At 72.4% G+C, this 14,655-nt stretch carries 11 protein-coding genes (1 of these 11 cut by a window edge); 8 read left to right on the top strand and 3 right to left on the bottom strand.

The features are described from left to right. Positions 1 to 448, top strand: the 3' portion of a protein-coding gene (locus Tfont_RS06915; RefSeq protein ID WP_143968895.1) for a LysE family translocator. The gene continues 200 nt to the left of window position 1, outside the view; the window shows 448 of its 648 coding nt (coding positions 201-648); the start codon falls outside the window, past its left edge; its stop codon occupies positions 446 to 448. Positions 449 to 539: 91 nt separating this feature from the next. Continuing rightward, entirely contained in the window at positions 540 to 1,208 is a 669-nt protein-coding gene (locus tag Tfont_RS06920) for a histidine phosphatase family protein (protein ID WP_143968896.1), read from the top strand. A gap of 47 nt (positions 1,209 to 1,255) precedes the next feature. On the opposite strand, the gene Tfont_RS06925 is transcribed toward Tfont_RS06920, so the two are convergent. Further along, complete coding sequence (locus tag Tfont_RS06925) at positions 1,256 to 2,113, bottom strand: creatininase family protein (RefSeq protein ID WP_260682298.1); 858 nt, start codon at positions 2,111 to 2,113, stop codon at positions 1,256 to 1,258. Positions 2,114 to 2,177: 64 nt separating this feature from the next. Continuing rightward, entirely contained in the window at positions 2,178 to 3,434 is a 1,257-nt protein-coding gene (locus tag Tfont_RS06930) for an SAM-dependent methyltransferase (protein ID WP_143968897.1), read from the bottom strand. 173 nt (positions 3,435 to 3,607) lie between these two features. Between Tfont_RS06930 and Tfont_RS06935 the strand changes: the two genes are divergently transcribed. The 3 genes from Tfont_RS06935 (at position 3,608) to priA (ending at position 9,374) form a co-directional block, all read left to right on the top strand. Further along, on the top strand, positions 3,608 to 5,809 hold the full coding sequence (locus Tfont_RS06935; protein ID WP_260682299.1) for a protein-disulfide reductase DsbD family protein: 2,202 nt from the start codon (positions 3,608 to 3,610) through the stop codon (positions 5,807 to 5,809). 34 nt (positions 5,810 to 5,843) lie between these two features. After that, positions 5,844 to 6,956: a uroporphyrinogen decarboxylase gene (gene hemE, locus Tfont_RS06940; protein WP_143968898.1), complete on the top strand. Its 1,113-nt coding sequence runs from the start codon at positions 5,844 to 5,846 to the stop codon at positions 6,954 to 6,956. A 183-nt stretch (positions 6,957 to 7,139) separates the two neighbouring features. Continuing rightward, complete coding sequence (gene priA, locus Tfont_RS06945) at positions 7,140 to 9,374, top strand: replication restart helicase PriA (RefSeq protein WP_143968899.1); 2,235 nt, start codon at positions 7,140 to 7,142, stop codon at positions 9,372 to 9,374. A 19-nt stretch (positions 9,375 to 9,393) separates the two neighbouring features. On the opposite strand, the gene Tfont_RS06950 is transcribed toward priA, so the two are convergent. Beyond that, positions 9,394 to 10,344 carry an AEC family transporter gene (locus tag Tfont_RS06950; RefSeq protein ID WP_068608224.1) on the bottom strand — a complete coding sequence of 317 codons (951 nt, stop codon included), beginning with the start codon at positions 10,342 to 10,344 and terminating at the stop codon, positions 9,394 to 9,396. A 107-nt stretch (positions 10,345 to 10,451) separates the two neighbouring features. Between Tfont_RS06950 and Tfont_RS06955 the strand changes: the two genes are divergently transcribed. The 3 genes from Tfont_RS06955 to Tfont_RS06965 all read left to right on the top strand — a co-directional run. Continuing rightward, on the top strand, positions 10,452 to 12,512 hold the full coding sequence (locus Tfont_RS06955; RefSeq protein ID WP_143968900.1) for an ATP-dependent helicase: 2,061 nt from the start codon (positions 10,452 to 10,454) through the stop codon (positions 12,510 to 12,512). A 153-nt stretch (positions 12,513 to 12,665) separates the two neighbouring features. Continuing rightward, positions 12,666 to 13,163, top strand: a complete 498-nt coding sequence (locus Tfont_RS06960) for a molybdopterin-dependent oxidoreductase (RefSeq protein WP_143968901.1) — start codon at positions 12,666 to 12,668, stop codon at positions 13,161 to 13,163. Continuing rightward, the coding region (locus tag Tfont_RS06965; protein WP_260682300.1) for a sensor histidine kinase at positions 13,160 to 14,655 on the top strand (1,496 nt) is incomplete at its 3' end. The genes Tfont_RS06960 and Tfont_RS06965, both read left to right, overlap by 4 nt.

Genomic DNA, 14,655 nt, shown 5'->3' on the forward strand with positions numbered 1-14,655 from the left:
GATGCCCGTCCTGCGGCAGGGGATTCTGTGGGGGGGTGTCGCTTACCTGCTGGTATTGGCGTGGCGCCTGGTCGGCACCTCGACGCTGGCCCAGGTGGGGGCGCAGCGCTTGCAGATGTCTTTCGCGCGCGGCGTGGCCTTGCAGTTTTTCAACATCAAGGCGTGGATGCTGGCGCTGTCCATCGTCGCCGGCTGGATTGCCGGGCATCCGCAGGGGTGGTCCCGCTTCTGGCTGGTGCTGCCGGTGATGGTGTTCTACGCCTTCTCGAGCAACCTGACCTATGCGCTGGTGGGTTCGGTGTTGCGTGGCTGGCTGGCCGCCCCCCTGGTCGAGGGGCGACCGAGCGGACGGCGGCTGCGGGTATTCAACCGCCTGATGGCGGCGGCCCTGGTGCTGACGGCCGTCTGGATGCTGTCGGCGGGACTGGGCGGCGCGGGACGGCCGTGAGACCAAGCGACCCTACCTGGGTGGCCGCGGAAATCGGCCCCCGTCACAGCCGCGACTGCCCGCAACGACCGGCAGACCCAGAATGCCGGGCATGGGAACCATCCACCTCGTGCGTCACGGGCAGGCATCCTTCGGCAGCGACGACTACGACCGCCTGAGCCCGCTGGGCTGGCGGCAGGGCCAGCGGCTGGGCGAGCATTTTCGCGCGCACGGGATGCGCGTCGAGGCCGTCTTCACCGGCACCTTGCGCCGCCACGCCGAGACCTGGCAGGCGATCCGGGCCGGCTGGGGGGAGGACGGGGACGCCCAGATCTGGCCCGGGCTGGATGAATACGACAGCGCGGCGCTGATCGAGGCGTTGAACGCGCCACCGCCAGCGGATCCGCACACGCCCGAGGGCTACCGCGAGCACTTTCGGCTGCTGCGCGACGCGCTGCGCCAGTGGATGGCGGGCGTGATCACCCCGCGCGGCATGCAGCCATACCGGCAATTCGTGCGGGATGCCGTTGCGGTGCTGGACCATGTGCGCACCCGGCATCGCGGCGATGTGCTGGTGGTGAGCAGTGGCGGACCGATTGCGACACTGGTCGGGCACCTGCTGGGGACCAGCCCAGAGACGACGATCGAGCTGAACCTGCGCATGCGCAACACCTCGGTGACGGAAGTGGCGCACAACCCCAAACGCTGCGCGCTGGTCAGCTTCAATGCCCTGCCGCATTTGACGGGCCCCGAGCACCGCGACTGGATCACCCACGCCTGAGCGCGCCAGGGCGCGGGAAGCGCGGGGTTGCCGGTGCCCCACCGCCCTCAAGCGAGCGACGGGCCTGGCACCGCGGTGGACAAGGGGACGGCCACCACATCCTGCAGCAATTGCGCCAGCGACCGGCCGGCCGCCGCCACCGCCCGCCGGCCCCAGCCGGCATCCGCGGCGGCGGCGTGGCCTGCTGCGCCGGCGGGGTGCACATCCTGCATCTGCCAGGCGAACTTGGCGCTGCGCCCATCGCCCAGCAGGGCGTAGCGGCGCGCGCGCTCCTCGGAGGCGGAAGGGAAGTCGCGCAACGCATCCTGCGCGACGCGCTCGGGGCCGATGGCCAGCATCACCGCGGTTTCGATCTGGCCGGCATGCACGCCGAAGCGGCGCTCGCGCGCATCCAGATCGGCTTCCAGATCGTGGCCGTCGGGCTCGATGAGCGGCAGGTGGAACCAGTTGACCCCCCAGACGAGCAGATCGTGCCGAGCGCGCAGTTCCCGGCCGGCCAGGTCCATCAGCCCGATGTGCCCGCCATGGCCATTGAAGATGACCAGTTTGCGCACCCCGGCGCGCGCGACCGAAGCGCCGAGGTCGCGCCACAGCGCCAGCGCCGTTTCGGCCGACAGGGTGAGGGTGCCGGGGAAGCGTTCGTGCTCCGGGCTCAACCCCACCGGCAGGGTGGGCAGGACATACACCGGCGCCTCGGCCGGCAAATGGCCGGCGGCCGCGGCAAGGACCGCCTCCACGATGGCAGTGTCCACATCCAGCGGCAGGTGCGGCCCGTGCTGCTCCGTGGCCCCGACCGGCAGCACCGCCACGGTGTGCGCGAGATCCAACGCAGCGAATTCGGGCCAGCGCAGGTCGGCCCAGCGTTTGAGGCGGGGCGCAGAGTCGGCAGCGGGCGGGGGGCTCATGCCCTGCATCTTATCGGCCCATGGCACGACCTGCTGCTCGGCCATGGATCGATCGAGGCGACGCTCAGGCCGGTGTGGGCGCCTCGTCTTCGTAGATCCACCGGCGCGACCACGGCAGCTCCTGCGCGCTGCGGCCGGCCGGGCGGCACAGCACCTGATAGAGCGCGATCTGGTCGTGCTCGAACGCCCAGGCGCAGCCGGCCAGATAGACGCGCCAGATGCGCCAGATGCGCTCCGGCACCATGGCGCGCAGGCGCTCGCGCTTGGCCTCGAAGGTCGCGCTCCAGCACTGCAGCGTGCGCGCGTAGTGGCGGCGCAGGTTCTCGACGTCGAACGGCTCCAGGCCGCCTTCTTGCATCGTGCGCAGCACGGTGGCGATGTGCGGCAGCTCCCCGTGCGGGAAGACGTACTTGTCGATGAAACGCCCGCCGCCGTAGGGCGTCTCGCCGTCGCCGGGGTCGGTGGTGGTGATGCCGTGGTTCATCGCCCAGCCGTCCGGCGCCAGCCGCGCGCGGACCAGGCGGAAGTAGTCGGCCAGGTGCTTGAGCCCCACGTGCTCGAACATGCCGACGCTGGTGATGCGGTCGAACGTGCCCTCCACGTCGCGGTAGTCCTGCAGGCGGATCTCGATGCGGTCCGCGAGGCCCGCGGCGGCGACGCGCTCGCGCGCCAGCTCGTACTGCGCCTGCGACAGCGTGATGCCGACGCAGCGCGCACCGAAGCGCTGCGCCGCGCGCAGCACCAGCGCCCCCCAGCCGCAGCCGATGTCCAGCAGCGTCTGGCCGGGCTGCAGGCGGATCTTGGTCAGGATGTGGTCGATCTTCTTGGTCTGCGCGGTGGCCAGGTCCTCGTCGCCGTGCTCGAAGTAGGCGCAGGAGTACACCATCGCCGGATCGAGCCACTCGGCGTAGAAGGCGTTGGAGACGTCGTAGTGGTACTGGATGGCCTCGCGGTCGAGCTTGCGGCTGTGCGTGAAGCCTTGGACCATGCGCTGCAACAGCGTCGGCTGCGCCGTCCCGCCCTCGGCGGCGCGGCGCACCAGCGTGTGTGCCATCGCCAGCACGTCGTCGATGTCGCCGTCGACGTCGATGCGGCCCTCGACGTAGGCCTCGCCGAGGCTGTCGAGCGAGGGGTCGAGCAGCGCCGTCAGCGCGGCGGCGTCGCGCACGGTGATGACGACACGCGGCGCGTCGAAGGTGCCGAGATCCCAGCAGCGCGCCGGCTCGCCGCCGCCCACGCCCCAGCAGACGCGCAGCGGCAGGTCGACGCGCTCGCGCCAGCGCTGCACCCAACCGTCGATGGCCTTGTCGATCGAAGGCATGCGTATCCCTCCACGTCCACACTAACCGTGCGGGATTGTTGGCCAGCGCGCGCGACTTGTGAAGCCGGCGCGCGACGATGACTGGGATTGATTTTGGCAATCGGGCGCGTTGGCGGACAATCGGGCCCGCCCCCGGGAACCCCCGGGGGATGCGACGGTTCCATGGATGCACGATGAGAACGATGCGAGAGACGATGCGGCGCGCGGCGCGCGCGCTGGCGGCGGGGCTGCTGGCCGCCCTGCTGCCGCTGTGGGTAGCGGCGCAGGGGGGGCTGGCGGGGCTGCCCGGGTCGGGCGGCACGGCCGGCGCGCCGGGCGAGCGCGCCCGTACCGAGTACGCGCAGGTGCAGCTGCTGGCGCACGCGCCGCAGGGCGTGGCGGCCGGGCGGCCGCTGTGGCTGGGGCTGCGCATCGAACACGCCCCCGAGTGGCACACCTACTGGCACAACCCGGGCGACTCGGGCCTGCCGATCGAGCTGAACTGGACGCTGCCCGACGGCGTGCAGGCCGGCGCGATCCAGTGGCCGACGCCGCGCAAGTTTCCGCTGGGGGATCTGGCCAACTACGGCTACGACGGCACCGTGCTGCTGCCGGTGCCGGTGACGCTGCCGGCGGGCTGGCAAGGGGCCGGCCTGCCGGTGCAGCTGCACGCCACCTGGCTGATCTGCCGCCGCGAATGCGTGCCGGAAGAGGCCACGCTGCGGCTGGAGCTGCCCGCCGGCGTGCCGATCGCGCAGCATGCGGCGGAGTTCGAGGCCGCCTGGGCCGCCGCGCCGCGCGCGCTGCCGCAGGCGCGCGCCGAGCTGCGCGTGGACGAGGCCGGGCTGCACGTGCGCGCCAGCGGCCTGCCGGCGGACTGGCGCGGGCGGGCGCTGGAGTTCTTTCCCGAGACCGCCAACCTGATCGCCCCCGGCGCGCCGTGGACGCAGGGCTGGGACGGCGACGCCTGGCGCGCGACGCTGCCGTTCAACCCCTACCGCAGCGAGACGGCGGCCAAGCTGGCCTTTGTGCTGGCGCGCGCCGAGGCCGGCCACGGCCCGGCCGCCGCCGGCGTGCGGCTGGAGGCCGACGTGCAGGGCACCTGGCCGGCGGTGGCGCTGCCGGACGCGCCGGCGGCACCCGCCACGGCCCCGGCGGCGCCGGCCGGCGGCACCGGGCCGACGCCGCTGGGCCTGACGCTGGCGCTGCTCGGGGCGCTGCTGGGCGGCATGATCCTGAACCTGATGCCGTGCGTGTTCCCGGTGCTGGCGATCAAGGTGATAGCGTTCCAGGCGCACGGCGCGGATGCGCGCGCGCACCGGCTGGGGGGCTTAGCCTACACGGCCGGGGTGGTGCTGTCGTTCCTGGCGCTGGGCGGGCTGCTGCTGGCGCTGCGCAGCGCCAGCGAGGCGGTGGGCTGGGGCTTTCAGCTGCAGAACCCGTGGGTGGTGGCGGGGCTGACGGTGCTGTTCACCTTCATCGCGCTGAACCTGGCGGGGCTGTTCGAGCTGCGCCAGCTGGCGCCGTCGGGCCTGGCGGGGCTGCAGCTGCGCCATCCGCTGGCGGATGCCTTCCTGACCGGGGTGCTGGCCACCGCGGTGGCCTCGCCGTGCACGGCGCCGTTCATGGGCGCGTCGCTGGGGCTGGCGGTGACGCTGCCGGCGCCGGCGGCGCTGGCGGTGTTCGGCGCGCTGGGGCTGGGCATGGCGCTGCCGTACCTGGCGGCGAGCTGGTGGCCGGGGCTGGCGCGGCGGCTGCCGCGCCCCGGGCCGTGGATGGAGACGTTCCGCCAGGCGATGGCGTTCCCGATGCTGGCGGCGGCGATCTGGCTGCTGTGGGTGCTGGGCCAGCAGAGCGGCATCCACGGCGCGGCGGCGCTGCTGCTGTTGCTGCTGGCGCTGACCTGGGTGCTGTGGGCGCTGGGGCGGCGCGCGCGCGCGCTGGCGGCGCTGGGGGTGCTGGCGCTGCTGGCGCTGGGCTGGAGCGTCGGTCCGGCGGTGGTGCGCGACGCGGACGGCGGCGCCCCCGCCGCGCAGGCCAGCCCGGCCGACGGCGCGTGGGCGCCGTGGTCGGCGGCGCGCCAGGCCGAGCTGCTGGCCGCCGGACGGCCGGTGTTCGTCGACTTCACCGCCGCCTGGTGCGTGACCTGCCAGGTCAACAAGGCCGCGGTGCTGCGCGACGCGGCGGTGCTGCGCGACGCCGAGGAGGCCGGCATCGCGCTGCTGCGCGCCGACTGGACGCGGCGCGATCCGGCCATCACGCAGGAGCTGGCCCGGCTCGGGCGCAGCGGCGTGCCGGTGTACGTGCTGCACGTGCCAGGGCGCTCGCCCCAGGTGCTGACCGAGGTGCTCAGCGTGGGGGAGGTGCGCGCGGCGTTCCAGGCGGCGCGGCGATAATGCGCCGCGATCCGCACCACCCGAGCGAACCCCAATGTCCTTTGCCCCGCTGACCAACGACACCTTTTTGCGCGCCTGCCTCGGCCAGGCCACCGGCCACACCCCGGTGTGGCTGATGCGGCAGGCCGGCCGCTACCTGCCCGAATACTGCGCGACGCGCGCGCGCGCCGGCAGCTTCATGGGGCTGGCCACGAACGTCGACTTCGCCACCGAGGTGACGCTGCAGCCGCTGGAGCGCTACGCGCTGGATGCGGCGATCCTGTTTTCGGACATCCTGACCGTGCCGGACGCGATGGGCCTGGGGCTGCGCTTCGAGGCCGGCGAAGGCCCGAAGTTCGAGCGCACCGTGCGCAGCGAGGCCGACGTGGCGGCGCTGGCGGTGCCGGACATGGACCGGCTGCGCTACGTGTTCGACGCGGTGACGTCGATCCGCCGGGCGCTTGCGGGCCGTGTGCCGCTGATCGGCTTTTCCGGCAGCCCGTGGACGCTGGCCTGCTACATGGTGGAGGGCGGCGGCTCGGACGACTACCGCCACGTCAAGAGCCTGATGTACCGCCGCCCGGACCTGATGCACCGGCTGCTGGCGGTCAACGCCGATGCGGTGGCGGCGTACCTGAACGAACAGATCCGCGCCGGCGCGCAGGCGGTGATGGTGTTCGACAGCTGGGGCGGGGTGCTCGCCGACGGCATGTTCCAGCGCTTCAGCCTGGCCTACACGCAACGCGTGCTGGCGCAGCTGCCGCGCACGCACGACGGCGCGACCATCCCGCGCATCGTCTTCACCAAGGGCGGTGCGCCGTGGCTGGCGGAGATGGCGGCGCTGGACTGCGACGTGCTGGGCGTGGACTGGACGGTGCACCTGGGCCGCGCGCGCGCGCTGGTGGGCGGGCTGCCGGGCGGGCCGGGCAAGGCGCTGCAGGGCAACCTGGACCCGGCCGTGCTGCTGGCCAGCCCCGAGGCGGTGGCCGAACAGGCGGTGGCGGTGCTGGAGGCGTTCGGCGCCCCACACACCGACCCGACGCGGCGCGGGCCGACGCACATCTTCAACCTCGGCCACGGCATCAGCCAGCACACGCCGCCAGAGCACGTGCAGGTGCTGGTGGAGACGGTGCACGCGCACTCGCGGCGCATGCGCGGCACGGCCTGACCCCGCTCTGTGGTCATGTGCGGCACGGGCTTTATGCACACTTTCGCAGGGGCGGGACGCTCTGTCCGTCGGCTGGCCCGGGCGCTGACAATTGCCGAGGCGGATTCTGCAAGTCATTGAAAATTCTATGGTTTCATCGTTTTGCCAAAATTTTTGGCAATCCAGTCGAAGCCTTGATGGACAATGCTTTGCGGCAGCGATCCGCAGCTTGTCGACAAAGTTATCCACAGTTTCTCGGGGCAAGCGGGAAAACCCGCATGCCTACCCGCGTGTGGCGTCCCTGGCACGGCCGTGACGGAACCGCCCTGCCCCTCTACCCCGGTGTCTCCGGCGGACCCGGCATCGACCTGGGTCGAGGTGGTGGTGGCCGCCCCTGCCCACAGCGGGCTGGGTGACCGACTGACCTACCGCTGCGACCGCCCGTTGCCGGCGGGCACCCTGGTGCGCGTGCCGCTGGGCCGGCGCGAGGTGCTGGGCATCGCCTGGGGCCCGACGCCCGCCGATCCCACCTGCGCCCCCGAGCAGGTGCGCCCGGTCACCGAGGTCTGGGATGCGCTGCCGCCGCTGGATGCAGATTGGCGCGATCTGGTGGCGTTTGCCGCCCGCTACTACCAGCGGTCGTTGGGCGAGGTGGCCCTGGCGGCACTGCCCCCCGCCTTGCGGGAACTGACCTCGACGCAATTGCAGCGCCGCCTGAAGCGCGCAGCTCCGGCGCCCGCCCCATGCGCCGACCACCCCACGCCCGTTCCCGCGTTGACGCCGGCCCAGGCCGATGCCGTGTCGGCCATCGAGGCGAGTGAGCGGCCCGTGTTGCTGTTCGGCGCCACTGGCAGCGGCAAAACCGAGGTGTATCTGCAGGCCACGGCACGGCTGCTGGCACGCGACCCGCTGGCGCAGGCCCTGGTTCTGGTGCCGGAGATCAACCTCACCCCCCAGCTGGAGCAGCGTTTTCGCGCCCGGTTTGGCGATGCGGTCACGACGCTGCACTCGCGGCTCACCCCGGCCCAGCGGCTGCAGCACTGGCTGGCGGCGCACCGCGGGCAGGCGCGCATCGTGCTGGGCACGCGCATGGCGGTGTTTGCCAGCCTGCCGCGTTTGCGCCTGATCGTCGTGGATGAGGAGCACGACCCCAGCTACAAAAGCCAGGAGGGCGCGCGCTACTCCGCGCGCGACCTGGCCGTCTACCGGGCCCACCGGGGCAGCGCGGACGGGTGCCGGGTGGTGCTGGGCTCGGCCACCCCCGCGCTGGAGAGCTGGCACGCCGCCGACAGCGGCCGCTACCGCCGGGTGGACATGGCCGACCGCATGGGCGGCGCGGACTGGCCGCGGCTGCGGCTGGTCGACCTGCGCCACCAGCCGCGCGGCACCGCTTTGGCCCCCCCCTTGCTGGCCGCCATCGAGGCGCGGCTGGCCCGCGGCGAGCAGGCGCTGGTGCTGCTGAATCGGCGCGGCTACGCGCCGGTGATTGCCTGCGGCGACTGCGGCTGGAAGAGCGGCTGCCCGCACTGCAGCGCCCACCTGGTGTTCCACAAGGCCGACCGCAGCCTGCGCTGCCACCACTGCGGCCACGCTGCCCGCGTGCCCCGCGCCTGCCCCGACTGCGGCAACCTGGATCTGGCCCCCCTGGGCCGCGGTACCGAGCAGCTCGAGGAACAGCTCACCTCGACCCTGGGAACCTTGCGGCGGCCGGACGGCAGCCCGGTGCGGATCGGCCGCCTGGACGCCGACACCGCGCGCGCGGCCGGGGCCTTGGAGCGCACCCTGGACGCCGTGCACAGCGGCGCCATCGACGTGCTGGTGGGCACGCAGATGATCGCCAAGGGGCACGACTTCCGGCGCATCACCCTGGTGGCCAGCGTCAACACCGACGGGGCGCTCTTTGCCAGCGACTGGCGCGCCCCCGAGCGGCTGTTCACTTTGCTGATGCAGGCGGCCGGCCGCGCGGGGCGCGATGCCCGTTTCGTCGCCGCGCAGGACAGCACCGTGGAACTGTGGGTGCAAACCGCGTACCCCGAGCACCCCTTGTTCGCCGCGCTGGCCCGGCACGACTATGCGGCCTTCGCCGCCCAGCAACTGGAGGAGCGGCGCACCGCCGGCATGCCGCCGTACAGCCACCAGGCCCTGCTGCGCGCCGAAGCGCGCCAGCTGGACGCCGCCCTGGCCTGGCTGCGGCATGCCGCCGACGCCACGCACGACCTGCCCGGTCGCGCCCACGTCACGCTCTACGCGCCCGTGCCCATGACGCTGACGCGCGTGGCCGGGATCGAGCGGGCGCAGCTGCTGCTGGAAAGCCCCCACCGCCCCGCCCTGCAGGCGCTGCTGGCCGCCTGGATGCCGCGGCTGCATACCCTGCGCGCCCACGCGGACACGCGCGGCCTGGCGCGCTGGGCGATCGACGTCGATCCGCTCAGCTTCTGATCGACGCCGCTCGGTAACGTCACCGCAGCCACGCCACGGCGGCCGAAAAGGTGAAAAACGCCAGCGCCGTGGACACGAGGATGATGCGTGCGACACGCCCGTTGTCCGCCCCCATGCGCTCGGCCAGCAGCGACACATTGCTGGCGCTGGGCAGCGCGGCCGTCAGCACCATGACCGTCAGCGCCGCCGGCTGCAAACCGACGCCGATCTGGATGGCGCCCGCACCCACCAGCAGCACCAGCAGCGGATGCAGCAGCAGCTTCATCAGCGCCAGCGGCACGTAATCGCGCAGCGGCATCGGGTGATCGGCCTGCATTTGGGAACGCGCCAACACGGCCCCGATGGTGAACAGCGCCACCGGGCTCGCCGCGTCGGCCAGCAGCCCCACGGTCTTGTCCAGCGGGCCCGGCAGCGCAATGCGCCAGGCCGAGGCCAGCGCCCCCAGCCCGATGGCCCACGGCATGGGATTGCGCAGCACGCCCAGCAGCGCCTGCCGCAACGCCGCGCGCGCACCGCCTTCGCCTGCATCCAGACGCGACAGCGCGATGCACAGCGAGCTCGTGATCACCATGTCCACCACGATGACCACGATCACCGTACCCACCGCCTGCGGCCCCAGCAGCGCGGCAATCAGCGGCACCCCCATGAACCCCGAATTGGGAAACGCCGCCACCAGCGCTCCGAAGGCCGCATCGTTCCAGCGGATGCGCCCGCCCAGGCTGACCGCGATCGCAAACCCCACCACCACCAGCGCGCACAGCAGCCACACGCCGGCCACCGCGCCATCCAGCAGCCGGGCGATGGGCGTGGAAGCGCCAAAGCGATACAGCATGGCCGGCAGCGCAAAAAACAGCACGAAGCCGTTGAGCCCAGGGATGGCCTCCAGCGGCAGCCAGCGCCGCCGCGCCGCCATGTAGCCGGCCGCCACCAGCGCAAAAAAGGGAAAGGTGACCAACAGGATGGAGCCCATGGGGCCCGATGGTAGCGGCCGCGCCGCAGGGCCGCTGTCGCCTGCCGTGCTCGGTATCATCGCGCCCTCGCCCGCGTGCGAACGCCCCCGGATGGCCTGACCGACCGATGCACGACACCCTCAACCCCGCCCAGCTCGACGCCGTGCACCACCTGCGCGGCCCTTCGCTCGTGCTGGCCGGCGCCGGCTCGGGCAAGACGCGCGTCATCACGCACAAGATCGCGCGCCTGATCCAGGCCGGGCTGGCACCGCAGCGCATCGCCGCCATCACCTTCACCAACAAGGCCGCCGCCGAGATGCGCGAGCGCGCGCGCACGCTGGTCGGCAAGGCCGCGCAGGGCGTGCTGCTGTGCACCTTCCATGCGCTGGGCGTGCGCATCCTGCGCGAGGACGGCGCGGCGCTGGGCTTGAAGCCACAGTTCTCGATCCTGGACACCGACGACATCGTCGGTCTGCTGAAGGACTGCGGCGGCACCACCGACGCCACCACCGCGCGCCACTGGCAGTGGCGCATCAGCCAGTGGAAGGGCGCGGGGCTGACGCCCGAGCAGGCGCTGGCGCAGGCGCGCGACGAGGCCGAAGCCCAGATCGCGCTGGTGATGGCGCGCTACCACGAGCGGCTGGCGGCCTACCAGGCGGTCGACTTCGACGACCTGATCCTGCTGCCACTCAAGCTCCTGCGCGAGCACGCCGAGGTGCGCCAGCGCTGGCAGCAGCGCCTGGGCCACGTGCTGGTGGACGAGTACCAGGACACCAGCGCCGTGCAGTACGAGCTGCTCAAGGCCCTGGTGGGCCATGGCGAGCGGCCCGAGCCGCACCTGACCTGCGTCGGCGACGACGACCAGTCGATCTACGGCTGGCGCGGCGCGACGCTGGACAACTTGAAGCGCCTGCCGCAGGACTTTCCGACGCTCAAGATCATCAAGCTGGAGCAGAACTACCGCTCCACCAACGCCATCCTGCGCGCGGCCAACGCCGTCATCGGCCCCAACCCCAAGCTGTTCCCGAAGACGCTGTGGAGCGCGCTCGGCGAGGGCGAGCCGGTGCGCGTGCTGGCCTGCGACCACGAGGAGCACGAGGCCGAGCGCGCCGTGGCGCGCATCCAGGCGCTGCGCGCGCAGGGCGCGGCGTGGCGCGACTGCGCCATCCTCTACCGCGCCAACCACCAGTCGCGCGCCTTCGAGGTGGCGCTGCGCAAGGCGCAGATCCCCTACCGCGTCTCCGGCGGCACGAGCTTCTTCGACCGCGCCGAGATCAAGGACCTGTGCGCCTGGCTGCGGCTGCTGGCCAACGAGGACGACGACCCGGCCTTCCTGCGCGCGGTGACGACACCGCGGCGCGGCATCGGCCACCAGACGCTGGCGCAGCTCGGGCAGGTGGCCGCGGGGCTGAAGCTCAGCCTGTTCGAGACGCTGTTCGCGCCGACGCTGCAGGCCACGCTGGCGCCGAAGGCGCTGGCGGCACTGCACGAGTTCGGCCGCTTCGTCAACGACCTGCAGTACCGCGCTCGCCACGCGGTGGGGCACGAGGCGGCGCGCGCGGTGCTGACGGCGTGGCTGGCCGACATCGGCTACGAGCGCCACCTGCACGACCACGCCGACAGCCCGCAGCAGGCCACGCAGCGCTGGGCCAACGTGCTGGACTTCGTGGACTGGATGGTGCAGCGCTGCGGCGGCCAGCTCGACGACGCCGGCGGCGCGGCGCTGGAGCGCACGCCGCGCCCGCTGCTGGAGGTGGCGCAGACGGTGGCGCTGATCAGCACGCTGGCCGAGCGCGAGCAGGACCAGGACGCGGTGACGCTCTCGACCCTGCACGCGGCCAAGGGCCTGGAGTGGCCGCACGTGATGCTGGTCGGCGTCAACGAGGGGCTGCTGCCGTTCAAGCCCGACGCCGATGGCGACGCGGCGCAGATCGCCGCGCGCATCGAGGAGGAGCGGCGGTTGATGTACGTCGGCATCACGCGCGCGCAGCGCACGCTGGTGGTGAGCTGGCTCAAGGCCCGCCGCCAGGGGCGCGAGCGCGTGGCCGCGCAGCCCAGCCGCTTCATCGCCGAGATGCAGCTGGAGGCCGCCCCGGCGCAGGACGACCCGCGCGCGCGCTTGCGCGCGCTGCGCGAGGAGTTCGCCGCCCGCGCCGCGGCCGCGGCCCAAGCGCCCTCGCGTCCTTGAGCATCCTCAAGCGTCCTTGAGCGCCACCCCGCCCGTGCCAGCCGCACGAGGGGGCGCTCGCCCGAACGGGTGGCATTTGCCGTAAGATCGCGCCAAATTGTCACCTCTGATCACGACGCCGCCATGAAACATCGCATTTCGCGCAGATCGCTCATGTTCGCCATCGCTGCGCTGGGCAGCGGGCTGGGTGGCGCCGTCGGCGCCCAACCAGCCACGCTGGCGCAGCCGAAGGAGCGGATCATCCTCACGGTCGGCGGGCAGATCGGGGTGCGCAACCAGGGGGCGCAGGCCGTCTTCGACCTGGCCATGCTGGATGCGCTGCCGCAGCACACCTTCACCACCCAGACGCCCTGGGACGACAAGCCGGTGACCTTTCGGGGCCCCCGGTTGCGCGACGTGCTCGCCGCCGTGCGGGCCCAGGGGCGGCAGCTGCGGGCCACGGCGCTCAACGACTACCGCATCGTGATCCCCATGGAAGACGCGCAGCGCTTCGACGTGATCGTCGCCACGCGCAAAAACGGCGAGCTCATGCCCGTGCGCGACAAAGGGCCGCTGTTCATCGTCTACCCCTTCGATAGCGATCCGGCGCTCAAACACAAGCGCTACTACGAACGCTCGATCTGGCAACTCAAGGCGATCGACGTCGAATGACTGCGAGGCCAGCCCCGCCGGCCGGCGGGGCCTCCACCGCCACGGGCGCGGCCGAGGGCCGGCGCCTCCTGATCTGGGTTGCCATCACGACAGCCCTGCTGGGCGCGGGGCTGGCGGTGCTGCTGGCGGTCTTCCTGCGGCAAGTGCGCTCGGCGGAGGAAACCGCGCAACTGCAGGCCGACTCGCTGACGGCGATCGTCTTTCAGCACGAACGCGAGTTTTTGCGCCTGCGCGAAGAGCTGCGCGCCGCCGCCGCCCAACCAGCCCAGGTAGATTGGGACGCCCTGGCCCTGCGGCAGGAGATCTTTGCCGGACGGGTGGCGCTGCTGCGCGATAACCCCACCATGACGCCGCTGCGGCCACACCCCGACTACGTCGCGCTGCTGGGGCAGCTGCAGGGTTTGGTGACCCGGGTGGACGCCCTGCTGCACACCGCCGACGCCGGCCGGCTGCAGGCCATCGTGGACGAGATGGAGCGGCTCGGGCCCGACGTGCAGGCCCTGACGCTGACGGCCAACGGGGTGATGGACGGCATGATCGAAGCCAAGCTGCAGGAAGTCCGGCGCCTGCAGCGCTACGTGGTCTGGCTGATGACCGCGCAGGTGCTGGTGCTGCTCGCCGCCGCGGCGGCTCTGTGGCTGCGCCAGCGCCGCCAGCAGCACGAGCGCGCCGAGCTGGAGGCGCTCAACGCCGCTCTGCGCGGCGCACGCGACGCGGCCGAAGCCGCCAACCGCGCCAAGAGCCAGTTCCTGGCCAACATGAGCCACGAGCTGCGCACCCCCTTCAACGGGATGCTGGGCATGCTGGCCATGCTGGAAGACAGCCCGCTGACCCCGGCCCAGCGCGACCAGTTGCAAACCGCCCGCTCCTCGGCCGAGCACCTGCTGAGCCTGCTCAACGACATTCTGGATCTGTCCGCGCTGGATGCCGGGCAGATGCGCATCCAGCCCGAGCCGCTGAACCTGCCGCAACTGGCGCACGAGGTGCACCGCTGGCTGCAGCCGCACGCCAACCGCAAAGGCCTGGCCCTGGGCCTGAGCATCGACGACGGCGGCACCCCCTGGGTGGAGGCGGACGGAACCCGGGTGCGCCAGATTCTGCTCAACCTGCTGGGCAACGCCATCAAGTTCACGGAACAGGGCCGGGTGGACCTGGCGCTGCGGGCCGAGCCCGCCGGCGCCGGCGGTACGCTGGTGCGCTGGACGGCCGTGGTGCGCGACACGGGCATCGGCATGGATGCGGCCACCGTCGCGCGGCTGTTCCAGCGGTTTCAGCAGGCGGATCCCTCCATCACCCGTCGCTACGGGGGCAGCGGGTTGGGTCTGGACATTTCGCGCACGCTGGCGCGCCTGATGGGCGGGGACGTGGTGGTGGACAGCCAGCCCGGTGTCGGCTCCACCTTCACCGCCACCTGGATCACCCGCGTCGCCGAACCGGACGCCCAGCCGTCGGGCTTTGCGGTCACCCGCCCCAACCCGTGGCTGGCCCCGCC

It is taken from the genome of Tepidimonas fonticaldi (genome assembly GCF_007556755.1).
GTDB classification, from domain to species: Bacteria; Pseudomonadota; Gammaproteobacteria; order Burkholderiales; family Burkholderiaceae_C; genus Tepidimonas; species Tepidimonas fonticaldi.